Raw genomic sequence first — 22,831 nt, 5'->3', positions numbered from 1 at the left:
GCCCCACTCGGGTGTGGGGCGGGCGCGGGGGCTAGAGCAGTCCGAGCTGCTGCAGGTTGGTGATGTACTTGACGATCACCGCCGGGCTGACATGGGGGATGTCCTTGTCCGGCCCGGTCTTGGCTTCCTGCACCGCGGCCCGGAAGTGGTCCGTCGGGGCCAGGGCACCCAGCATCGGCCTTTCGGGCTGCTGGTAGTTGTGCAACAGCGGCAGCAGGGAGGCCTGACGCTGTTTGTCCGGCAGCGCGCGCAGGGTGCTCTCGAAGCGCTGGATCCACTGCCCGTAGTCGGCGATGCGCTCGATCGGGTAGCCGGCCTCGATCAGCCAGTCGACGAACTCGTCCATGCCCAGGCCATCGTCGTACGGGTTCATCACATGGTAGGTCTCGAAGCTCTCCACGGACTGCCCGCCCAGCGTCGAGATGGACTCGGCGATGAACTCGACCGGGAGCCCGTCGTAGTGCGAGCGCTGCCGGTTGCCGTCAGCGTCGAGTTCATAGAACGACCCGGGCGCGATACCGCTGGCGACGAGGCTGAACATCATCCGGGTGAACATGTCGGGCAGGTTCAGCTGGCCCGAGTACGTGGTGTCGGCCAGGATCATGTCGCAGCGGAACACCGCCACGGGCAGCCCGCACAGATCGTTGGCCTCGCGCAGCAGGACCTCGCCGGCCCACTTGCTGTTGCCGTAGCCGTTGGCGTACCCGTCGTTGATCTGGCGGACCGCGCTCATCTGGCGGACATCGACGTTCTCGACGAACTTCCCGGGCTCGATCTGATCGCCCACGCCGATCGTCGACACATAGGTGTACGGCTTGATCTTCGTGGTGAGGGCGATCTTGATCAGTTCGGCGGTGCCGAGGGCGTTGGGCCCGAACAGTTCGCTGTAGGGCAGCACGTGGTTGACCAGAGCCGCCGGGTCGACGATCAGGTCGACGTCGTCGGCGAGCCGCTGCCAGGTCTGCTGATCCAGGCCGAGGTTCTCGTCACCCTTGTCACCGGCGATCACCTCGAGGTGGTCGGCGGCCAGTTTCTGGTAATGGGCAAGCAGTTTCGCGTCGCCGCTGTCGAAGGTGGCGTCGAGCCGGGCCCGCGCCTCCTCGTCGGATTTGGCCCGAACCAGGGCAATGACCTTGCCGTCGACGAGGTCCATGCGCTCCAGCCATTCCAGTGCCAGGTAACGGCCGAGGAAGCCGGTGGCGCCGGTGAGCAGCACCGTGCGCACCTCGCTGCGCGCCTTGGGCAGGGTTGGAGCCGCGGCCAGGGTTTTGGCGTCGAGGAACTTGTCCAGCGTCAGATCGGCCGCACTGACCTCAGCGGCATGCCTGCCGTGCACCGACGCATAGGACGGGCGCTTCGACCCGCTGCGCTGCGTCTCGATGTGGCCGGCGATGGCCGCCAGATCGTTGGCCGGGCTGACGATCACACCCACCGGGACGTCCACGTCGAAGATCTCGCGCAGCAGGTTGCCGAAGGTCAACGCGGACAACGAATCTCCACCCAGATCGGTGAAGTGGGCGTCAGGCCCCAGGTCGGACGCCGCGGCGCCCAGCAGGGCACCGGCGGCCCGGCTCACGGTCTCGAGCACCGGGGCATCGGCGCTGAGCGACCGCAGTGCTCGAAGTTCACCGGCCTGTGTCTCGGCCAGCTCGGCGTAGAGCTGCTCGAGCCGCTCGCCGTAGTGCGCCTTCAACTTCGGCCACGCCAGTTTGCGGATGCCGGTCAGCAGACCGTTCTCCAGGGTGAAAGGTGTTGTCTCCACGAGGAAATCACGCGGGATCTCATACGACTGCAGATCGGCTTCGCGAGCGACCTGTTGCAGGGACTCGGCGATCGCCTCCTTCGACACGTCTGCGTCGGTCGGCACCACCACGGCCAGCAGGTAGGGCTGTGCGCTGTTGCCGTACACGTAGATCTGTTGCACCAGCGGGCTGTTGCCGAAGACAGCTTCCAGCTTGGCCAGCGTGACGAACTCACCCTGGGCGAGCTTGAGCACGTTGTTGCGCCGGTCGACGTAGCGCAGCTGATCCGGGCCGATCTCCGCGACGACGTCGCCGGTGCGGTAGAAACCGTCTTCGTCGAACACCGACGCGGTGACCTCGGGACGCTTGTAGTAGCCCGGGAACAGGTTCTCGGTCTTGAGCAGCAGCTCGCCGCGCGGGTGCGGCTGGTCGGTGCTGAAGTAGCCGAGGTCTGGGACGTCGACGAGCTTGTAGTCGATCACCGGCGGACGCTGGACCGCACCGTCGAACAGGGCCATTCCGGCCTCGGTGGAGCCGTATCCCTCGAGCAGGTGGATGCCCAGCATTTCCTGGGTCCAGGCCTTGAGCTCGGGGGAGATGGGCGCCGAGCCGGTCATCGCGGCGATGAAGCGGCCGCCGAGAACCTTGTCGCGCACCTCGGCCAGTACCTCGGCTTCGACTGCGTCACGGTCCTGGTCTGCCTCGGCCAGGCGCTGATCGACACGACTCTGGTACTCGCTGTGGATCATTTCCCACACGCGCGGAACGAAATTCAGCTCGGTGGGTCGCACCAGGGCGAGGTCCTCCAACAGCGTCGACAGATCGCTGCGTGCGGCGAAGTAGCAGGTGCCGCCCGCGGCCAACGACGCGTACAGGATGCCGCGGCCCATCACGTGGCTCATCGGCATGAAGCTGAGGTTGATCGACGCGGTGGTCGGGGCCAACCAGGCGCCACTGTTACGCCGCCAGAATTTTGCCACCGCGCTTTGCAGATACATCGCACCCTTGGGTGCGCCGGTGCTGCCGGAGGTGTAGATCAGCAATGCGAGCGGGTCGGTGTCGTCGGCCTCGGGAGCAGGCGCGGCGGGCAGGTCGGCGCCGCGGGCGATCAGGTCGGCCAGGGTTTCAACGGCAGTGCCGGCCGACTTCAGCCGTTCGGCGGCGGACGCCACGGCGTCGCGATGATCGTCGACCTCGACGTGGTGGTCGAAGACGACCACTGTGGTGAGAGCGCGGGCGGTCGACGCCAGTTCGACGGCATCGGAGAGGTGGTCGACGCTCGCGGCGATCACCGTGGGTTCGGTTTCGGCCACGATCGGCGCGAGCGCCTCGGGCGAAGAACTGGTCTGCAATGGAACCGACACCGCACCGATCTGACCCAGGGCGGTGTCGATCACGGTGTAGTCGGCGCTGGTGAACCCGAGGATCGCGACGCGGTCGCCGGCAGCCACGCCGGAGGCGTGCAGGGCGGCGGCCAGGGCACGCACGCGTTCGAAGAGTTCGCCGTAGCTGATGGTGTCGAACCGGGGGAGCAGACGGGCGGTGGTGCGGCCGGTGGCGGGGTCGACGACGAAGTCGAGCGCGCGTTCGCCGAGCGCCGGCCGCTCGGTGTAGCCCTGCAGGAGGGTCTGGACGATCTCGGGCAGCCGCATCCCGGGGACGTCGACGGCAGCGGTAACGGCGTCGCTGGGTATCGCGGCGGCAAACTGGGGGTCATCGGCGGTCAGGCTGGCGATACGGCTCGCCAGGTGCTCATCGTGGGTATCAAATGGCATCAAAAATTCCCTCTTCGCAAATAGCTGAATAATCACCCGCGCGACGTTGCGCTACCGAACTACTACGTTAGTGAAGCTAAACTTATTTCCGAAAAACCAGCTCTGGAGCTGTCAATGTGCTGTGAGTTCGATCGTTCCGGTCCGCGGGCAGCGGCGTGAAGCTAAGCGCCGGCCGATGCGTTACGTCTGCTGTCGGCGGGGTACCCACCGGGGTGTCAAAGGAGGCATCATGACCGAAATCGATACCCGCGGCTCGCGCCTACGGATGCGGCGCAGTCGCGGCGCCGCCAGCGGCCTTTTGCTGGTCCTGCTGGGACTCTGGGGTGCATTGATCCCGTTCATCGGGCCATACTTCGACTTCGCCTTCACCCCGGACCAAGCCTGGGTGTGGACGTCGGCGCGTGGCTGGTTGGAGGTGCTTCCGGGCGCTGTGACGGCGCTGGGTGGCCTGCTCCTGCTGGTTTCGGGTAACCGGGCCACGGCGCATTTCGGCGCATGGCTGGCCGTCTTGGGCGGAGCGTGGTTCGTGATCGGCCGCGCGCTCGCCGGACCGTTGGGCATCGGCGACGCCGGGATGCCGATCGCCGTGACCGACGCCAAGCGGGTGTCGTTGGAACTGGCCTACTTCTCCGGCCTCGGCGCGCTCATCGTGTTGCTGGGTGCCATGGCGGTCGGTCGGTTGTCGGTCCGCAGTCTGCGTGACGTCGAGTACGCGCGTCGCCCCGTCGCCACGACGACGTCGACCGAGCCCGTCGCGGTTGCCGATGCACAGCCGACGGAGGTCGTCCCCGCAGGGCGTGAGCGCCGGCACTGGGGCGGAATGTTCGGCCGTCGGCACACCCACGCGCACTAGCGCTTCACAGGTCGCGCAGGATCAGCTCGAGCACATCGAGCCCCTCGATGAGCAACTCGTCGCTGATCGTCAACGGCGGCAGGAAGCGCAGCACGTTGCCGTACGTGCCGCAGGACAGCACTATCACCCCCGCCTCGTGGGCACCGGCGCACAGTGCTTTGGTCAGCTCCGGGGCGGGGGTGATAGTGCCGGACGTGACCAGTTCGACGGCGATCATCGCGCCTCGGCCCCGTACGTCGCCGATCCGGTCGTCCTCGGCCTGCAGACGGCCCAGGCGATCCTTCATCAACGCTTCGATCTGCCGAGCACGGGAGATCAGACCCTCGGCCTCGATCGTCTCGATGGTGGCCAGCGCCGCCGCGCACGCGATCGGATTGCCGCCGTAGGTCCCGCCGAGGCCCGAGACATGCGGAGCGTCCATGATCTCGGCGCGCCCGGTCACCGCGGACAGCGGCAGGCCGTCGGCGATGCCCTTCGCGGTGACGATCAGATCGGGGTCGATGCCCTCGTGTTCGCACGCGAACATGGCGCCGGTGCGGGCGAACCCGGTCTGCACTTCGTCGGCGATGAACACCACGTTGTTGTCGCGGCACCAGTCCAGCAGGGCGGGTAGAAAGCCCTCGGCCGGCACGATGAACCCGCCCTCGCCCTGGATCGGCTCGATGATGACTGCGGCCAGGTTGTCCGCACCGATCTGTTTCTCCATCACGTCGATGGCCCGCCTGGCGGCCAGCGCACCATCGGTGGCCAGGTCCTTGCCGAACTCGGCGTCACGGAACGGATAGGACAGCGGCGCCCGGTAGATGTCGGGTGCGAACGGGCCGAACCCGTGCTTGTAGGGCATGGCTTTGGCCGTCAGCGCCATCGTGAGGTTCGTGCGGCCGTGATAGGCGTGGTCGAAAGCGACGACTGCGGAGCGGTGGGTGTGGGAGCGGGCGATCTTGACGGCATTCTCGACGGCTTCCGACCCGGAGTTGAACAATGCCGACCGCTTGTCGCCGCGGACCGGGGTCAGCCGGTTGAGGTGTTCGCAGACCGCCACATATCCCTCGTAGGGCGTCACCATGAAGCAGGTGTGGGTGAACTCGGCCGTCTGCGCGGTGACCGCCCCGACCACCCGCGGCGCGGAATTGCCGACGGTGGTGACCGCGATGCCGGAGCCCAGGTCGATGAGTCGGTTGCCGTCGACGTCCTCGACGATGCCGCCGCCGGCCCGGGCGGCATAGACCGGCATGGTGGTGCCCACGCCGCGAGCCACGGCGGTGTTCTTGCGATCGATCAGTGCCTGGGATTTGGGGCCGGGAATCGCTGTCGCGAGGTGGCGGCTCTGCTCGGGGTGGCTCAACTCGGCCTCCTGATACTCATCGGCATACTCATCGACGATGCCGGAAGGAGTGCGGTACGAGCCTAGTCGTCAGGCCTGCCAATCGGCGGCGAATGGGGTGGCGCGGGTCGACGGCGGTATCGTGGCCTCGGTCGCCCTGACTTCTGACCCGACACGAAAGACATTGTTGACATGGATCTCGTCATTTTCCTGCCCCTGCTGATCGTCATGGGCGCATTTATGTTCTTTGCGTCGCGTCGTCAGCGCAAGGCCATGCAGGCGACGATCGACCTGCACAATTCGCTGCAGATCGGGGACCGCATCCACACCACCTCGGGTCTGCAGGGCACGATCACCGGTATCACCGACGACAATGTCGACCTGGAGATCGCCCCCGGTGTCATCACCACCTGGATGAAGCTCGCCGTGCGCGACCGCATCGAGGAGGACACCGAGGATGAAAGCGAATCCGGCGCGACCGAATTGACCGAGAGCACCGGTGTCACCGACACCGACGGTCTCAAGAAAGACTGACAGCTGAGCACCCAGGCCAAGCACGTACCCTTTGCGGTGCTGACGAACTGATCTCGAGGAGACCCTAGCAACGTGGCATCGTCTTCGGCGCCGGTGCATCCTGCCCGCTACCTGACGCTTTTCCTGGTCCTTCTGATCGGCGTTTATCTGCTGGTGTTCCTCACCGGCGACAAGCAGGCCAAGCCCAAACTGGGCATCGACCTGCAGGGCGGTACCCGGGTGACGCTGACAGCGCGCACCCCGGACGGCTCTACGCCCACCAGAGAGGCCCTCAACCAGGCCCAACAGATCATCAGTGCCCGCGTCGACGGTCTCGGCGTTTCGGGCTCCGAGGTCGTCATCGACGGCGACAACCTGGTGATCACCGTGCCCGGCAACGACGGCAACGAGGCCCGCAACCTGGGCCAGACCGCCCGGCTGTACATCCGGCCCGTTGCCCGCGCAATACCCGTCCAGCAGCTCAAGCAGCTCACCGCCCAGGGCGGACCAGCGGCACCCGGAGCGCCGGCAGCACCCGGAGCACCGGGCGCGCTGCCAGGGCTTCCCGGTGCGCCGGCCGGTGAGCCCGTCGCACCGCCAGTCGGAGAGCCTGCTCCCGGTGAGCCTGCTCCCGCACCGCAGCCCCGGCCCTATCCGCAGGAACCGGCACCGACGCCGGGGGAGCCCACCCCAGCTCCGGCTCCGGCGCCCCCGGCTCCCGGCGCCCCGGGTCCCGGCGCCCCGGCACAGCCTGACGAAGCGCAGACCCGCGCTGCGTTGATCACGCTTGCGAAGACGATTCGCCAGAGCACCAACCCCATGATGCAGATCCAGGCGATCATGGAGCGCGCCCAGAACTGCGACAAGGACGACGTGCTGGCCGGCAACGACGATCCGAAGTTGCCTCTCGTGACGTGCTCCACCGACGGGCAGACGGTCTACTTGCTGAGCCCCTCGATCATGAGCGGCGAGGAGATCGCCGACGCCACCTCTGGCCTGAACCAGCAGCAGGGCCAGTACGTCGTCGATGTCACGTTCAAGAGCGGCGGAGCCAAGACCTGGTCGGACTTCACCGCGGCGAACGTGGGCACGCAGACCGCGTTCACGCTCGACTCGCAGGTGGTCAGCGCACCGGAGATCCGCGAGGCCATCCCTGGCGGGAACACCCAGATCACGGGCCAGTTCAATTCGGACACCGCCAAGGAACTGGCCAACGTGCTCAAGTACGGCTCGCTGCCGTTGTCCTTCGAATCGTCGGAGGCCGAGACAGTGTCGGCGACCCTCGGTCTGTCCTCGTTGCGAGCCGGCCTGATCGCCGGTGCCGTCGGTCTGGCCGCGGTCCTGCTGTACTCGCTGCTGTACTACCGCGTGCTGGGCCTGTTGGTGGCGTTGTCGCTGGTTGCCGCCGGCGCAATGGTTTTCGCGATCCTCGTGTTGCTCGGCAGGTATATCGGCTACACGCTTGACCTGGCCGGTATCGCCGGTCTGATCATCGGTATCGGCACCACCGCAGACTCTTTTGTGGTGTTCTTCGAACGCATCAAGGACGAGATTCGTGAAGGCCGGTCCTTCCGGTCGGCGGTGCCCCGAGGCTGGGCACGCGCCCGTAAGACGATCGTGTCCGGCAACGCTGTGACGTTCTTGGCTGCCGCGGTGCTCTACGCGCTGGCCATCGGCCAGGTCAAGGGCTTCGCCTTCACCTTGGGGTTGACCACGATCCTCGACGTCGTGGTGGTGTTCCTGGTGACCTGGCCGCTGGTCTACCTGGCGTCCAAGTCCCCGACGATGGCCAAACCTGCCCTCAACGGTCTCGGCGCGGTCCAGCAGATCGCGCGGGAACGCCGGGCGGCTTCGCATGCGACTGCGGGACGGGGATAACACATGGCTACAGAGAACAAGACCTCCGACGAGAACAAAATCTCCGAGGACACCAAGATCTCCGAAGACACTGCCGCCGAGGACGTCACGACCAGCGCGGTGGAGGCATCCAGCCTCGAATCCACGTCGGCTGCCCTGCCCAAGCACGGGTTCTTCGTCCGGCTCTACACCGGTACCGGGGCCTTCGAGGTCATCGGTCGCCGCAAACTGTGGTACCTGGTCAGCGGCGTCATCGTGGCGATCGCGCTCGCCAGCATGGTGTTGCGCGGATTCACCTTCGGCATCGACTTCGAAGGCGGGACCAAGGTCTCGATGCCGTCGGCCGGTTCCGCGGGAACCGTCACGGTCCAACAGGTCGAAGACGTCTTCAACAAGACCATCAACCGGGCGCCCGAGTCCGTCGTGCTGGTCGGCAGCGGCGACTCGGCGACCGTGCAGATCCGCTCGGAAACGTTGACCAACGACGAGACCGAGAAGCTGCGCACTGCGCTGTTCGAGGCGTTCCACCCCAAGGGCAGTGACGGCCAGCCGAGCAAGCAGGTGATCAGCGACTCGGCAGTGTCGGAGACCTGGGGCGGCCAGATCACCCAGAAGGCCTTGATCGCGCTGGTGATCTTCCTGGTGTTGGCTTCCATCTACATCGCGTGGCGCTATGAGCGGTACATGGCGATGGCCGCGATGGCCACCCTGGTCTTCGACCTCGTCGTGACCGCCGGTGTCTACTCGCTGGTCGGGTTCGAGGTCACCCCGGCCACTGTCATCGGCCTGCTGACGATCCTGGGCTTCTCGCTGTACGACACCGTCATCGTGTTCGACAAGGTCGAGGAGAACACCCACGGCTTCGAGCACACCACCCGGCGGACCTTCGCCGAACAGGCCAACCTCGCGGTGAACCAGACCTTCATGCGCTCGATCAACACCAGCCTCATCTCGGTGCTGCCGATCATCGCGCTGATGGTGGTCGCGGTGTGGCTGCTCGGCGTGGGCACCCTGATGGACCTGGCGCTGGTCCAGCTGGTCGGCGTCATCGTCGGCACGTACTCGTCGATCTACTTCGCCACGCCGCTGCTGGTGTCGTTGCGTGAGCGGACCGAACTGGTGCGCAAGCACACCCAGAAGGTGCTCAACCGTCGGGAAAAGGGCGCCAAGGCGTCGACAGGCAAGGACGCCGCTGATGCGGAGTCCACCGAGACCGAGACCGTATCGGCCTCGGTGGCGGCCGAACCGGCACCGGACAAGCCGGCGCCCGGCGCACGTCCGGCCTCGCGGACCGGCCGTCCGTCGGGTAAGCGGAACACCCGGCGGTAAACCCGATGGTGCAGTGGCGGGTCCGGGCCCGGACGGTCGCGGCGGCGGTGACGCTGGCCCTGGTCGGCGGTTCGGGGCTGGTGGCATGCTCGGGCAGTTCGGCTGACGAGATCGACTACGCCGTCGACGGCACACTGACGACCTACAACACCAACACGGTGGCCGGTGCTGCCTCGGCGGGCCCCCAGGCGTTCGCCCGCGCCCTCACCGGTTTCGCCTATCACGGCCCGGAGGGCCAGGTCGTCGCCGACAACGATTTCGGCGCGGTGTCGGTCGTGGGCCGGGCTCCGCTGGTGCTCGATTACGTGATCAGCGACAAGGCGGTCTATTCCGACGGCAAGCCGATCACCTGTGACGACATGGTGCTGGCCTGGGGCGCGCAATCGGGTCGGTTCCCGGGATTCGACGCCGCCAGCCGAGCGGGCTACCGCGACATCGGGTCGGTGGAATGCGCGCCCGGCCAGAAACGGGCCAGGGTGTCCTTCGCCCAGGACCGCGGCTTCCTCGATTACGGCCACCTGTTCGCGGCGACCTCCCTGATGCCCGCCCACGTCATCGCCGACGAGCTGGGGCTGGGCGACGGGGGAGTGACGAGCGCGCTGCAGACCGGCGACCAGCCCACCATCGCCAAGATCGCCGACGCGTGGAACACCATCTGGGACCTCAAACCCGACCTGGATCTCAAACGGTTCCCGTCCTCGGGGCCCTACCGGATCGACTCGGTCACGCAGGACGGTGCGGTGGTTCTGGTGGCCAACGACAAGTGGTGGGGCACTCCGCCGATCACCAAGCGGATCGAGGTGTGGCCGCGCGGAGCCGACATCCAAGATCGGGTCAACGAAGGCGCCTACGACGTCGTCGACATCGAGTCCGGGTCGTCGGGCCTGCTCAACCTGCCCGACGACTACGTCAGCATGGAGAGTCCCTCGGCCGGGGTCGAACAGTTGATCTTCGCGCCGTCCGGTCCGTTGGCGGGGCCGCCGGCCCGCCGCGCGGTGGCCCTGTGCACGCCCCGTGACGTGATCGCTCGCAACGCCGGTGCCCCGATCATCAACTCGCGCCTGAGCCCGGTCGCCGACGACGCGTTCAGCGCGGCCGAAAACACCGGTGAGGCCGGTCAATTCGCCGTGGCCAATCCCGATGCAGCGCGTGCCGCGCTCAACAACAAGCCGTTGACCGTGCGCATCGGCTACCAGACACCCAACGCCAGGCTGGCGGCCACGGTCGGTGCGATCGCGAAATCGTGCGCCGCGGCCGGCATCAAGGTAGAGGACGCCGCGTCGCCCACGGCCGGCCCGGTGGCCCTGCGCAACAACGAGTTCGATGCGTTGTTGGCCGGCACCGGGGGCGCCGCGGGCAGTGGATCGTCGGGCTCCTCGGCGATCGACGCCTACGCGTTCCACACCGGCAACGGCAACAACCTGCCCAACTACTCCAACGAACGGATCGACGGCATCATCGACGCGCAGGCCGTCACCACCGATCCGAAGGAGTTGGCCCGGCTGGTGGGAGAGGGTGCGCCGATCCTGTGGGGCGACATGCCGACGCTGCCGCTGTACCGCCAGCAGCGCACCGTGCTGACGTCGAACAAGATGTACGCCGTGAGCAACAACCCGACCAGATGGGGCGCAGGCTGGAACATGGACCGCTGGAAACTGTCGACATGACCACGGCCGGCGACATCTCGCAGCTGATCGAGACCCTGATCCGCGAAGTTCCCGACTTCCCGGAACCCGGCGTGCAGTTCAAGGATCTGACCCCGTTGCTGGCCGATGCCGAGGGTCTGGCCGCGGTCACCGATGCGCTGGCGGCCACGGCCGCCGACGCCGATCTGATCGCCGGTTTGGATGCCCGGGGCTTCCTGTTGGGCGCGGCGGTGGCCACCAGGCTGGGCACCGGGGTGCTGGCGGTGCGCAAGGGGGGCAAGTTGCCGCCGCCGGTGCACAGTGCGACGTATCAGCTGGAGTACGGCACGGCGACGCTGGAGATTCCGGCCGACGGAATCGACATCACCGGACGCAACGTTGTGATCATCGACGATGTCCTGGCCACCGGTGGGACCCTGGCTGCGGCGACGCGGCTGTTGTCCGACGGCGGGGCCAACGTCCTGAGCGCGGCCGTAGTGTTGGAACTCACGGCTCTGGACGGCCGGGCGACCGTGGCGCCCCTGCGGGTCAGCAGTCTGCACACGGTGTGAGGGATATCCTCGAATTCTGAATGCTTGCGGGAGGTGACGATGGCCGGCGATACGGGTACGGACGCGGGTACGGGCCAGGCGGTGCAATCGCCTCCTCCTCTGCCGGCGCCCACTGTGCCGGCGCCCGCTGCGCCGGCATCGCCGGAGGCCGCCAAGACCAGCGCCTCGCGTCGAGTGCGGGCGCGCTTGGCCCGCCGCATGACCGCGCAGCGCAGTGCGGTCAACCCGGTCCTCGAGCCGCTCGTCGCGGTCCATCGCGAGATCTACCCCAAAGCCGATCTGCAGTTGCTGCAGCGTGCCTACGACGTCGCCGAGCAGCGTCACTCCGACCAACTGCGCAAGTCCGGTGATCCCTACATCACCCATCCGCTGGCCGTGGCCAACATCTTGGCCGAACTCGGCATGGACACCACCACGCTCGTGGCGGCCCTGCTGCACGACACCGTGGAGGACACCGGATACACCCTGGAGGCTCTGACCGCCGAGTTCGGCGCCGAGGTGGGCCACCTCGTCGACGGCGTCACCAAGCTGGACAAGGTGGTGCTCGGCTCGGCGGCCGAGGGCGAGACGATCCGCAAGATGATCATCGCCATGGCCCGCGACCCCCGGGTGCTGGTGATCAAGGTGGCCGACCGGCTGCACAACATGCGCACCATGCGGTTCCTGCCACCGGAGAAGCAGGCCCGCAAGGCCCGCGAGACATTGGAAGTCATTGCGCCGCTGGCGCATCGGCTCGGTATGGCCACGGTCAAGTGGGAGCTTGAGGACCTGTCGTTCGCGATCCTGCATCCCAAGAAGTACGAAGAGATCGTGCGGCTGGTCGCCGACCGGGCGCCCTCACGCGACACCTATCTGGCCAAGGTGCGCGCCGAGATCGGTGTGGCGCTCAGTGCCATGAAGATCAACGCCGTCGTCGAGGGTAGGCCCAAGCACTATTGGTCGATCTACCAGAAGATGATCGTCAAGGGCCGCGACTTCGACGACATCCACGACCTGGTGGGCGTGCGGATCCTCTGTGACGAGATCCGCGACTGCTATGCCGCCGTCGGCGTCGTGCACTCGCTGTGGCAGCCCATGGCGGGCCGGTTCAAGGACTACATCGCCCAGCCGCGCTACGGCGTGTACCAGTCGCTGCACACCACGGTCGTCGGCCCCGAGGGCAAGCCGCTGGAGGTGCAGATCCGTACCCGCGACATGCACCGCACCGCCGAGTACGGCATCGCCGCGCACTGGCGCTACAAGGAAGCCAAGGGCCGCAACGGGGTTCCACACAGTCACGCCGCCGCCGAGATCGACGACATGGCGTGGATGCGGCAACTGCTCGACTGGCAGCGGGAGGCCGCCGATCCCGGCGAATTCCTCGAGTCCCTGCGGTACGACCTTGCGGTCAAAGAGATTTTCGTGTTCACCCCCAAGGGTGACGTGATAAACCTGCCGACTGGGTCGACGCCGGTCGACTTCGCCTACGCGGTGCACACCGAGGTCGGGCACCGCTGTATCGGGGCCCGGGTCAACGGCCGGTTGGTCGCCCTGGAACGCAAGCTCGAAAACGGTGAAGTCGTCGAGGTTTTCACCTCGAAGGCACCCAATGCCGGACCATCGCGCGACTGGCAGACCTTCGTGGTGTCGCCGCGGGCCAAGACCAAGATCCGCCAGTGGTTCGCCAAGGAGCGCCGTGAGGAGGCGCTGGAATCCGGCAAGGACGCCATCGCCCGCGAGGTTCGCCGGGGTGGACTTCCGTTGCAGCGCTTGATCAATGCCGATTCGGTGGCGGCGCTGGCCCGCGAGCTGCGCTACACCGACGTCTCGGCGCTTTACACCGCGGTCGGTGAGGGGCATGTCTCGGCGCGCCATGTCGTGCAGCGTCTGCTCGCACAGTTCGGTGGCGACGACGCGGCCGAGGACGAACTCGCCGAACGGTCCACCCCGTTGACCATGCCGGTGCGGCAACGCAGCACCGACGACACCGGTGTCGCGGTACCCGGGGCGCCGGGCACCCTGACCAAACTGGCCAAGTGCTGCACGCCGGTACCCGGCGACACCATCATGGGTTTCGTGACCCGCGGCGGCGGCGTCAGCGTGCACCGCACCGACTGCACGAATGCGGCGTCGCTGCAACAACAGTCGGAACGCATCATCGAGGTCAACTGGGCGCCGTCGCCGTCGTCGGTGTTCCTGGTGGCCATCCAGGTCGAGGCCCTGGACCGGCACCGGCTGCTCTCCGACGTGACGCGGGTGCTGGCCGACGAGAAGGTCAACATCCTCTCGGCCTCGGTGACCACCTCCAACGACCGGGTGGCGATCAGCCGGTTCACCTTCGAGATGGGCGACCCCAAACATCTGGGGCATCTGCTGGGCGTGGTGCGCAACGTCGAAGGCGTCTACGACGTCTACCGGATCACGTCGGCGGCCTGATCGGCGCGGGCGTCAGTCCGCGGTCACCGACACCAACTCGACCTCCATGGCAGGCCTACCGTCCGTGCCGCCGCCGGCGACACCCGCCGCCGCGATCTTGTCGAGGGTGGCCAGCCCGGTCCTGTCGACCGTGCCGAACACCGTGTACGTCGGGGGCAACCACGAATCCTGGTACACGAGGAAGAACTGGCTGCCGTTGGTGCCGGACCCGGAGTTCGCCATCGCGACGGTGCCGCGCGGATAGACCACGGGCTGCCGCAACGCGGGATCGGAGAGCCGGTACTGGTTGGTCGGGTACTCGTTGGGGAACCGGTAACCGGGCCCACCGCTACCGTGGCCTGACGGGTCACCACAGTGCAGTGCCGCGAGGTCTCCGGTGGTCAGCCGGTGACACCGGGTGCCGTCGAAGAATCCTTGCGACGCAAGGCTGGCGAAGTTGTTCACCGTGCACGGCGCTTTGCCGTTGGCCAGCTTGAGGCCGATGGTGCCGCGGTCGGTGACGATCCCGGCTTCGACGCTGGCCGGTGCGGTCGGGACGGTGCCGGTGCGTGGCAGCTTGACCGGCGTGGTGGCCGGTTCGGTGGTCGGCGGGTACTGGCAGTTCGCACCGAGGTTCGGCGGCGGTGCGAACGGCGGCAGTTCGGACGCGGCGGAGGCGGTGCTGCGGTCCCGCGTCGACACACTTTCTGCGGTGCGTGCCATGAACGCGGCGAACACCACCAGCAACACCGCCAGCAGGATCGACAGCGCGGTCATCACATAGCCGATCACCAGGCCTGCGATCGCCAGACCACGGCCCTGTTCACCGCTGCGTTTGACCTGCGACAGCGAGATGTGACCGAAGACGATGCCCAGCGGTGCGATCACGAAGGCGCACACCAGTGCCGCGACCGCCATGCCGTTGGTGCGGGCCGGCGGCGGGTAACCGCCGTACGGAGGCAGGACGGTCAACGGCTCGGTGACCTAGTCGAGGGCCACGGACTTCAGCTCAACGTCCAGCGCCGGCTTGCCGTCCGGTCCACCGCCGGCCACACCGGCTGCCGCGATCTTGTCGAGGGTGGCCAGACCGGTCTCGTCGATCTTGCCGAACACGGTGTAGTTCGGGGGCAGCTGCGAGTCCTGATACACCAGGAAGAACTGGCTTCCGTTGGTGTTCGGCCCGGCGTTGGCCATGGCAAGCGTGCCGCGCGGGTAGGTCACCGGCTGCTGCAGCGCCGGGTTGTCCGGCTGGTACTGGTTGGTCGGGTACTCATTGGCGAACTGGTAGCCGGGGCCGCCGGTGCCCTGCCCGGTCGGGTCACCGCACTGCAGCACCGACAGACCACCCGTGGTCAGGCGGTGGCACGGGGTGTCGTTGAAGTAGTTCTGTCCGGCCAAGCTGGCGAAGCTGTTCACCGTGCAGGGCGCCTGGCCGTTGTTGAGCAGCAGGCCGATGTTGCCCTGGGTGGTGACCATGCTGACGCTCACCGTGGCCGGATCGGTGGGAACCTTGCCGGTGCGGGGCGGGGTGTTCGGCTTGCTCGCCGGTGCCGCGGCCGGGTACTGGCAGTTGGCGCCGAGGTCCGCGGGTGCGACGAAGGCCGGTAGCTGGCCATCGGCGGCCGGTTGGGCGGGAGCGCCCGACGTCGCGGTGGTGGTGTCCGCCGAGGCGGTGGTACTGCCGGAATCCTTACCGGTGAACACGAACGTCGCCACGACGGCACCGATCACGACGATGGCTGCCACCACGGACCCCGCGATGGTCACGATGCGTCGTTTGCGTTCCTGGGCGGCATGGCGCTCCAGCTGTTGCTCCAGCTTGCGCTTGGCCGTCGCACGCCGTTCTTCGTTGGTCGGCACCGCGGCAGTCCTCCTTGTGTGCGGTTGGGTCGTCACGAGTCTGCCAGGCGTTCGGCGGTCCGGGCTTCTCGACCCGCGGCCATGGGAAACTGGCAACGTGTTCATCACCGGATTTCCGGCCGGAATGCTGGCTTGCAACTGCTACGTCCTGGCGCAGCGGCCAGGATCCGACGCGATCGTCGTCGACCCGGGCCAGCGGGCCATGGACCGGCTGCGCCGCATCCTGGACGAGAACCGTCTCACCCCGGCCGCGGTCCTGCTCACGCACGGTCACGTCGATCACGTCTGGTCGGCGCAAAAGGTGGCCGATACCTACGGCTGCCCCGCTTACATCCACCCCGAGGACCGGTTCATGTTGACCGATCCGATCAAAGGGTTCGGGCCCCGATTGGCACAGCTCGCGTTCGGTGCGCTGTTCTCCGAGCCCAAACAGCTCATCGAGTTGGACCGCGACGGCGCAATCCTCGATTTCGGCGGCCTCGCCGTCTCCGTCGACCACACTCCGGGGCACACCCGCGGCTCGGTGGTGTTCCGGGTCTCCGGCGGGCCGGAGCAAGCATCGGCCGCTGGGAACGTGTTCACGGGCGATACGCTGTTCCGGTCCTCGGTGGGCCGCACGGACCTGCCCGGTGGCAGCGGACGTGACCTGCTCACCTCCATCGTGACAAAGCTGTTGGTGCTCGACGACGACACCGTGGTATTACCAGGGCACGGCCCGAGCTCGACCATCGGGCACGAACGCCGCACCAACCCGTTTCTCGAAGGTTTGACTCTGTGACTTCTGCATTCCAGGCGCCCAAGGGCGTGCCCGACTACCTCCCGCCGGAGTCGGCGCAGTTCGTCGCGGTCCGCGACGGTCTGCTGGCCTCGGCGCGTCGAGCCGGCTACGGCGACGTCGAGTTGCCGATCTTCGAGGACACCGCGTTGTTCGCCCGCGGGGTGGGGGAGTCCACCGATGTGGTGTCCAAGGAGATGTACACGTTCGCCGACCGCGGTGATCGCTCGGTGACGCTGCGACCCGAGGGCACCGCCGGCGTCATCCGCGCGGTGATCCAGCATCGCCTGGACCGCGGCGCGCTGCCGGTCAAGCTCTGCTACTCCGGCCCGTTCTTCCGCTACGAACGTCCGCAGGCCGGCCGCTACCGCCAGCTACAGCAGGTCGGGGTGGAGGCGATCGGCGTCGACGATCCCGCGTTGGACGCCGAGGTGATCGCGGTGGCCGACGCCGGTTTCCGGTCGTTGGGGCTGGACGGTTTCCGGCTCGAGATCACCTCGCTGGGCGACGACACCTGCCGCCCGGCCTACCGGGAGCTGCTGCAGGAGTTCCTGTTCAAGCTGGACCTCGACGAAGAGACGCGCCGCCGCGCCGAGATCAATCCGTTGCGGGTGCTCGACGACAAGCGGCCCCAGGTGCGGGAGATGACTGCTCACGCGCCGCTGATGCTCGACCACCTGTCCGACAGTGCCAAGGCCCACTTCGAGGTGGTGCAGGCCCACCTGGACGCGCTCGGTGTGCCGTACGTGATCAATCCGCGCATGGTTCGCGGCTTGGACTACTACACCAAGACAACCTTCGAGTTCGTCCACGATGGTTTGGGCGCCCAGTCCGGTATCGGCGGTGGTGGCCGCTATGACGGGTTGATGGCGCAGCTCGGCGGGCAGGACGTGTCAGGTATCGGTTTCGGGCTCGGGGTGGACCGCACCCTGCTGGCGCTGCAGGCCGAGGGCAAGTCCGTGGCCGGCGTCGGTGGCGTCGAGGTGTTCGGGGTTCCGCTGGGCGACGCAGCCAAGCTGGAGCTGGCGAAGCTGGCCGCACGGCTGCGGGCCGACGGGGTGCGCGTGGACCTGGCCTACGGCGACCGTGGCCTCAAGGGCGCGATGAAGGCGGCCGACCGCTCGGGTGCCAAGTACGCCCTGGTGGCGGGAGACCGCGACATCGAGGCCGGCACGGTCGGGTTGAAGGACCTGGCGACCGGCGAGCAGGTCGATGTCTCCGCCGATTCCGTTGTCGTCGAGGTCCTTTCCCGTCTCGCCCGCTAGCGTCTCCCGGCGGGCAGTACGTGGTCGGCGACCTTGTCTGTGCTGACGCACAGTGAGCACACGAACGCATCGTGCGTCTCGCACTTGAGCATGTCCGGACGCTCGTAATCGTGGTGGCAGACATGGCATTTGAGGTGCGCGCCGGACGGGTTGCCGAATTCGTCGAACATCGGCAGGTCGATACCGTCGTCGGTACGGCGTAGGTAGTACCTGCCCTTGGTCGCGACGGCGATGACCGGCGGCAGCACCATCGCCAGGCCGATGGCGACCAGCGGAGAGTAGGGCCGGATGGCCTCGCCGAGTCCGCCGAAGAACGCGATCACCGACAGCCCGGCCGCGATCAGCATCGAACCGAAACCGACGGGGTTGAACGCGTACAGCATGCCGCGCCGGAATTCGGGCTCCTTCGGTGAGAGCTTGAGCAGGTACTTGTTGAACACGATGTCGCTGGCGACCACGACCACCCACGCCATGCCGCAGTTGGCGTAGAAGCCCAGGATCGTGTTGAGGAAGTCGAACATGTTGGCTTCCATCAGGATCAGCGCGATCAACAGGTTCAGGCCGAGGAACACCAGACGTCCGGGGTAGTGCTTCGTCACGCGGGTGAATGCATTCGTCCAGGCCAGTGAACCGGAGTACGCATTGGTGACATTGATTTTGATCTGGCTGATCACCACGAGAACCACTGCGAGTGTCATCGCGAGCCAGCCGGGCAGGAAGTTCTCGTAGATCTCCAGGAACTGGTGCACGGGCTGGTTGGCGATCCCGGCACTGTCGGCGACGTTGGCGATGAGGTAGACGGCGAGGAAAAGCCCGACGATCTGCTTGACGGCGCCGAAGAGTACCCAGCCCGGCCCGGCCAGGATCATCCAGGTCCACCAGCTGCGCTTGTTCTCCGGTGTCAGCGGCGGCATGAAGCGCAGGTAGTCATTCTGTTCGGCGATCTGTGCGATGAGGGACAGGCACACACCTGCGGCCAGTAGGGTCGAGCCGAGATCGAAGCCCTTGACCCCGTTTTCGCCCTGATAGGCGAAGAATTGACCGACCGATTCCGGATGGCTCACGACGAGATAGACAAACGGGGCCACCATCAGGATCAACCACAGCGGGGTCGTCCAGACCTGGAGTGTGGAAAGCGCTTTCATGCCATAGATGACCAGCGGGAAGATGACCAGGGTGGACACCGCGTAGCCCAGCGACAGCGGGATGTGGAGGCCCAGTTGGAGCCCCTGGGCCATGATCGAGCCTTCGAGCGCGAAGAAGATGAACGTGAACGTCGCGAAGATGACGTTGGTGACAACGGAGCCGTAGTAGCCGAATCCGCTGCCGCGCGTGACGAGATCGAGGTCGATGTTGTAGCGCGCGGAGTAATAGGCAACCGGAAATCCGGTGAGGACGACGACGACCGCGAAGATCAGGATGCCCCACAGCGCGTTGGTGGTGCCGTACGAGATGCCGATGTTGGCCCCGATCGCGAAGTCGGCCAGGTAGGCGATGCCGCCGAGGGCGGAGATCCCCACCACCCCGGTCGACCACTTCCGGTAGCTGCGCGGCGCGAACCGCAAGGTGTAGTCCTCCAGGGTTTCCCTGGTGGCATTCATGGTGTCGAGGCCAGGCTCGACCGTGTCGTCCGCCGGCTTACTGCCGAGGTCTTGTGTCATGCGGGAAAAATTAAGAGCGGCTTGTTACCTCCCGATGACGGTCATGTTCCCAGCGTGAACAGATTTCGGACGTTGTCCGCGCATCGGTGTGCACCACTGGTCCTGTCACACGTGTAACAAGGCGGTAGCGTGCTGGGATATGACGGGTATGACGAATATGCGAAAAGCGACAACCACGGTCGGAGCGGCGCTGGTCCTGGCAGCCGCAGGGATGGCGGTCTCCAACGCAACGTCGTATGCGGAGCCCGACGGCCAGGGGCATCAGGTCAAGTACACGCTCACTTCGGGCGCTCCCTACGAATTCGACCTCTACTACCTGACGACCCAGCCACCGAGTAAAGACGCCTACAACGCCGACGCGTACAAGTACCTGCAGAAGGCGACCGTCAACGTCGGGCCGGACGCCCCATGGGTGTTCGAAACGACCCTGGCCGACCCGCAGTGGGCGATTTTCACCGTCGCCAGCACCACCCACGGTGGCCGGGCTCAGCCCAACGCGCACTGCGAGATTTCCGTCGACGGCCAGGTCGCCGTGCAGAATGATCATCCGTACAGCCCGCGGTGCCAGCTCGGCCAGTGGTGAGCTGAAGCTCCCGGGATTCGCCGGCTCCCACGATCTGAGATCCGCCTTGACGGACATACTCGAACTGGTGTTCGATGATCATGTGCACGACGGACCGGTTCCGCTTCCGGTCTGAACTGCGATTGACTGGGCAAGCGCCCACGGCGCGCGCCGATGCCGTACCCGAAACCGCGGCATCGGCGCACCAGTCTCAGCTCGGCTCAGCGGCATGCACCGCAACCGTGATGGCGCGCGCAAGGGTGGCCGGTGCCTCGACATGTGCCAAGTGGCCTTGCCCTGGCAGTCGGACGAGGTTCGCCTGCGGTAATGCATCCGCGAACGGGGCAAAGGCGCTGCCGTAAGGGATCCGGTCTTGGTTCAGGGCGCCGAGGATGAGGGTGACGGGTATGTCGATGTGTCGGTAGCCACCGAATGCTGGTCGGTGCGAATTGATCGCGGCCAATTCGTCGGCCAGTGGGGTCGCGAGTGTTCGGAGTACCGGCCAAGCCGGACTGCGCCGTAGCTCGGCGACATACTCGTCGGAAAATCCTGAGACCTCGGTATTGACCAGCGTGACCGCCTGGTCGAGGTCGCCGGCGGTGACGGCGTGGCGAAGCTGAGGTACGACGTTCGGGGCGAAGGGCCGGCCGACCGGTTCGTAGGCGATCACCGACCGGATATGAGTGGTGTCGAGCGCAGTCTCCAATGCGACGAGCGCGCCATAGCTCCAGCCGAACAGGTGGACGGGGCCGAATCGACCCAGGGCGTGGCGGAGGTCGGCGATCTCGACACCCACCGAATAATCGGTACCCAGGGCGCCGCTGGGGAAGCGGCCCCGGCGGTTGAGGGTGATCACCGGGTTGGGTAGCTCGATGGCGTCCACCACCGGCTGCCACGTCGCCGCGTCGGCCATGACTCCGGGGACGAGTACCAGGGGAGTGCCGATGCCGGGACGGACCCGATGGCTCAGCGTGGTACCGGCGCGGTTGTACTCGACCGTGCCGGTCAGTGGTGGCGTGAATGTCATTCTGGCCCAGGTCCAATCGTGAGTCGTCGGAATACGTGCAGTGGCCGGTCGTCGGCCGGCTCACTGCTACGAACCCGGCGCACGCGCACGGTGTTCCGCGGACGCGGCCCAATCGACACGTGTGGAATTACCTTGACATCGTGATCGAACTGATGTTCGATGAGGTGTGCGTTGGGACGGGCAGGCGATCGGAGTCGACGATGGCGCACTGCCGGGCCTGCAACGGGTTGGCTTCGTCCGGAGTGTCCGCTCGCCGCAGTTCGAGGGAATGACCTTCCATGAGGTGCTCTGCAAGTCGGCCCTCAACAAGGTGCCGGCAGCTTCGGCACTACCGTTTCGGTTCACGGTCAACGGCTATCGCGGGTGCAGCCATGCCTGTCGGTACTGCTTCGCCCGCCCGACGCATGAATATCTCGACTTCGACAGCGGCGCAGATTTCGACAGCCAGGTGGTGGTGAAGACCAATGTCGCCGAAGTGCTGGGGCGCGAGGTGCGACGCCGGTCCTGGACGCGTGAGACGGTGGCGCTCGGTACGAACACCGATCCTTATCAGCGTGCCGAGGGCAGGTATGCCTTGATGCCGGGAATCATTGCCGCGCTGGCCGATTCGGGTACACCGTTTTCCATCCTCACCAAGGGCACGTTGCTGCGACGGGACCTGCCGTTGATCGCCGAGGCGGCGCATCACGTCGATGTCAGCGTGGCCGTGTCACTGGCGGTCGGCGACGCGGAACTGCACCGTCAGGTCGAGCCGGGAACTCCCTCACCTGATGCCCGGCTCGGCCTGATCGCGGCCATTCGCGAGGCAGGACTGCGCTGTCATGTGATGGTGGCGCCGGTGTTGCCGTATCTCACCGATTCCGCCGAGCAACTCGATGATCTGCTCGGGCGTATCGCCGCGGCCGGGGCCACCGGCGTGACGGTGTTCGGCCTGCATCTGCGGGGGACGACGCGCGGCTGGTTCATGTCCTGGCTGCAGCGCGAACATCCTGAACTGCTCAACGATTACCAGCGGCTGTACCGGCGCGGAGCCTATCTGCCGCCGGACTATCGCGACATGCTTCGTACCCGGGTGGCACCGATGGTGGCCCGGTACGGATTGACCGGGCGAGCGCCCGCGGCGCGCGCCGGTGCCGTACGTGAAGCCGCGGCACCGGCGCACCCGGTCCTGTTCTAGCTCGAGAGCCTGCGCACGGGTCAGGCTTGCAGCGCCTTGGCGCAGTTGGTCAAGATGGCGCGGAAGTTCCACGGCAGCAGCCGTGAACTGAGGGCCTCCAATGCCTTACCGCCGGCGCGCAGGGGATGGGTATAGCTCGTTGTCCAGTCGACATGCGTACCGTCGCCGTCTGGTGTGAAAGTCAGTGTGCCGCCGTCATGATCGAACGGTGGAAAAGAGTCGATGATCAGATACGAGTAACTGTTCGGACGGTCGTAGGCGGTGATCTCCTCGCGAAACCACATGCCGGCTCCGGTCACCGCGCGTACGGCCCCGACTGCGGGTTTTGAAGTCCCGGCCACCCAGCCGGCTCGCAGCACCAAGGGGGCGGTGGTCAGCGCCGACGGGTCGGCCATCCAGTCGAAGACCTGCTCGGGCGGTGCTGCGATCACCCGTTCCAGATGAATGGTGGGCATGGAATCCCCCCTACGTCGGCTGACACCTACCGTACGCGGCACACCTGTCGATGCGTCCGCTTCAC

18 protein-coding genes are annotated in these 22,831 nt (G+C 66.6%); 11 read left to right on the top strand and 7 right to left on the bottom strand.

Going from position 1 to position 22,831, the window contains the following annotated elements:
• Window positions 1-31: 31 nt before the first annotated feature.
• Complete coding sequence (gene car, locus A5740_RS09075) at window positions 32-3,517, bottom strand: carboxylic acid reductase (RefSeq protein WP_076193305.1); 3,486 nt, start codon at window positions 3,515-3,517, stop codon at window positions 32-34.
• A 229-nt stretch (window positions 3,518-3,746) separates the two neighbouring features.
• On the opposite strand from car, the gene A5740_RS09070 reads away from it, so the two are divergent.
• On the top strand, window positions 3,747-4,370 hold the full coding sequence (locus tag A5740_RS09070; protein ID WP_076193303.1) for a hypothetical protein: 624 nt from the start codon (window positions 3,747-3,749) through the stop codon (window positions 4,368-4,370).
• 4 nt (window positions 4,371-4,374) lie between these two features.
• Here A5740_RS09070 and gabT read toward each other — a convergent pair whose 3' ends face one another.
• A complete protein-coding gene (gabT, locus tag A5740_RS09065; protein ID WP_076193301.1) occupies window positions 4,375-5,715 on the bottom strand; it encodes a 4-aminobutyrate--2-oxoglutarate transaminase in 1,341 nt (446 codons plus the stop codon).
• A gap of 171 nt (window positions 5,716-5,886) precedes the next feature.
• Here gabT and yajC point away from each other — a divergent pair, with 171 nt between their 5' ends.
• From yajC to A5740_RS09035, 6 genes are all read left to right on the top strand, one after another.
• A complete protein-coding gene (gene yajC / locus A5740_RS09060; protein WP_076193299.1) occupies window positions 5,887-6,228 on the top strand; it encodes a preprotein translocase subunit YajC in 342 nt (113 codons plus the stop codon).
• Window positions 6,229-6,300: 72 nt separating this feature from the next.
• Window positions 6,301-8,085, top strand: coding sequence for a protein translocase subunit SecD (secD, locus tag A5740_RS09055; protein WP_076193297.1), 1,785 nt, complete (start codon window positions 6,301-6,303; stop codon window positions 8,083-8,085).
• 3 nt (window positions 8,086-8,088) lie between these two features.
• A complete protein-coding gene (secF, locus tag A5740_RS09050) occupies window positions 8,089-9,393 on the top strand; it encodes a protein translocase subunit SecF (protein WP_076193296.1) in 1,305 nt (434 codons plus the stop codon).
• 5 nt (window positions 9,394-9,398) lie between these two features.
• The gene (locus A5740_RS09045) at window positions 9,399-11,060 is read left to right on the top strand and encodes an ABC transporter substrate-binding protein (protein ID WP_076193294.1); all 1,662 of its coding nucleotides are present in this window, start codon (window positions 9,399-9,401) and stop codon (window positions 11,058-11,060) included.
• On the top strand, window positions 11,057-11,590 hold the full coding sequence (locus tag A5740_RS09040) for an adenine phosphoribosyltransferase (RefSeq protein ID WP_076193292.1): 534 nt from the start codon (window positions 11,057-11,059) through the stop codon (window positions 11,588-11,590). Before A5740_RS09045 ends, A5740_RS09040 begins: the two co-directional genes overlap by 4 nt.
• Before the next feature lie 39 nt (window positions 11,591-11,629).
• Window positions 11,630-14,005, top strand: a complete 2,376-nt coding sequence (locus tag A5740_RS09035; RefSeq protein WP_076193291.1) for a bifunctional (p)ppGpp synthetase/guanosine-3',5'-bis(diphosphate) 3'-pyrophosphohydrolase — start codon at window positions 11,630-11,632, stop codon at window positions 14,003-14,005.
• Window positions 14,006-14,017: 12 nt separating this feature from the next.
• On the opposite strand, the gene A5740_RS09030 is transcribed toward A5740_RS09035, so the two are convergent.
• On the bottom strand, window positions 14,018-14,902 hold the full coding sequence (locus A5740_RS09030) for a peptidylprolyl isomerase (RefSeq protein WP_083653983.1): 885 nt from the start codon (window positions 14,900-14,902) through the stop codon (window positions 14,018-14,020).
• 66 nt (window positions 14,903-14,968) lie between these two features.
• Window positions 14,969-15,844, bottom strand: a complete 876-nt coding sequence (locus tag A5740_RS09025; RefSeq protein ID WP_076193288.1) for a peptidylprolyl isomerase — start codon at window positions 15,842-15,844, stop codon at window positions 14,969-14,971.
• 97 nt (window positions 15,845-15,941) lie between these two features.
• Here A5740_RS09025 and A5740_RS09020 point away from each other — a divergent pair, with 97 nt between their 5' ends.
• Window positions 15,942-16,622 carry an MBL fold metallo-hydrolase gene (locus A5740_RS09020; protein ID WP_076193286.1) on the top strand — a complete coding sequence of 227 codons (681 nt, stop codon included), beginning with the start codon at window positions 15,942-15,944 and terminating at the stop codon, window positions 16,620-16,622.
• On the top strand, window positions 16,619-17,884 hold the full coding sequence (gene hisS / locus A5740_RS09015; RefSeq protein ID WP_076193284.1) for a histidine--tRNA ligase: 1,266 nt from the start codon (window positions 16,619-16,621) through the stop codon (window positions 17,882-17,884). Before A5740_RS09020 ends, hisS begins: the two co-directional genes overlap by 4 nt.
• Here the strand turns inward: hisS and A5740_RS09010 are convergent.
• The gene (locus A5740_RS09010; protein WP_076193282.1) at window positions 17,881-19,545 is read right to left on the bottom strand and encodes a cytosine permease; all 1,665 of its coding nucleotides are present in this window, start codon (window positions 19,543-19,545) and stop codon (window positions 17,881-17,883) included. The genes hisS and A5740_RS09010 overlap by 4 nt on opposite strands.
• Window positions 19,546-19,693: 148 nt before the next feature.
• Here A5740_RS09010 and A5740_RS09005 point away from each other — a divergent pair, with 148 nt between their 5' ends.
• Window positions 19,694-20,128 carry a hypothetical protein gene (locus tag A5740_RS09005; protein WP_076193281.1) on the top strand — a complete coding sequence of 145 codons (435 nt, stop codon included), beginning with the start codon at window positions 19,694-19,696 and terminating at the stop codon, window positions 20,126-20,128.
• A gap of 190 nt (window positions 20,129-20,318) precedes the next feature.
• On the opposite strand, the gene A5740_RS09000 is transcribed toward A5740_RS09005, so the two are convergent.
• On the bottom strand, window positions 20,319-21,134 hold the full coding sequence (locus tag A5740_RS09000; protein ID WP_076193279.1) for an alpha/beta fold hydrolase: 816 nt from the start codon (window positions 21,132-21,134) through the stop codon (window positions 20,319-20,321).
• 166 nt (window positions 21,135-21,300) lie between these two features.
• Between A5740_RS09000 and A5740_RS08995 the strand changes: the two genes are divergently transcribed.
• Entirely contained in the window at window positions 21,301-22,311 is a 1,011-nt protein-coding gene (locus tag A5740_RS08995; protein ID WP_076193277.1) for an Rv2578c family radical SAM protein, read from the top strand.
• A gap of 20 nt (window positions 22,312-22,331) precedes the next feature.
• Here the strand turns inward: A5740_RS08995 and A5740_RS08990 are convergent, their stop codons facing one another.
• On the bottom strand, window positions 22,332-22,766 hold the full coding sequence (locus A5740_RS08990) for an SRPBCC family protein (protein ID WP_076193276.1): 435 nt from the start codon (window positions 22,764-22,766) through the stop codon (window positions 22,332-22,334).
• Window positions 22,767-22,831 lie beyond the last annotated feature (65 nt).

Origin of the sequence: Mycobacterium sp. GA-1841 (assembly GCF_001954135.1) — a bacterium.
Classification (GTDB): Bacteria; Actinomycetota; Actinomycetes; order Mycobacteriales; family Mycobacteriaceae; genus Mycobacterium.
This window is presented reverse-complemented; position numbering and strand designations above follow the sequence as displayed.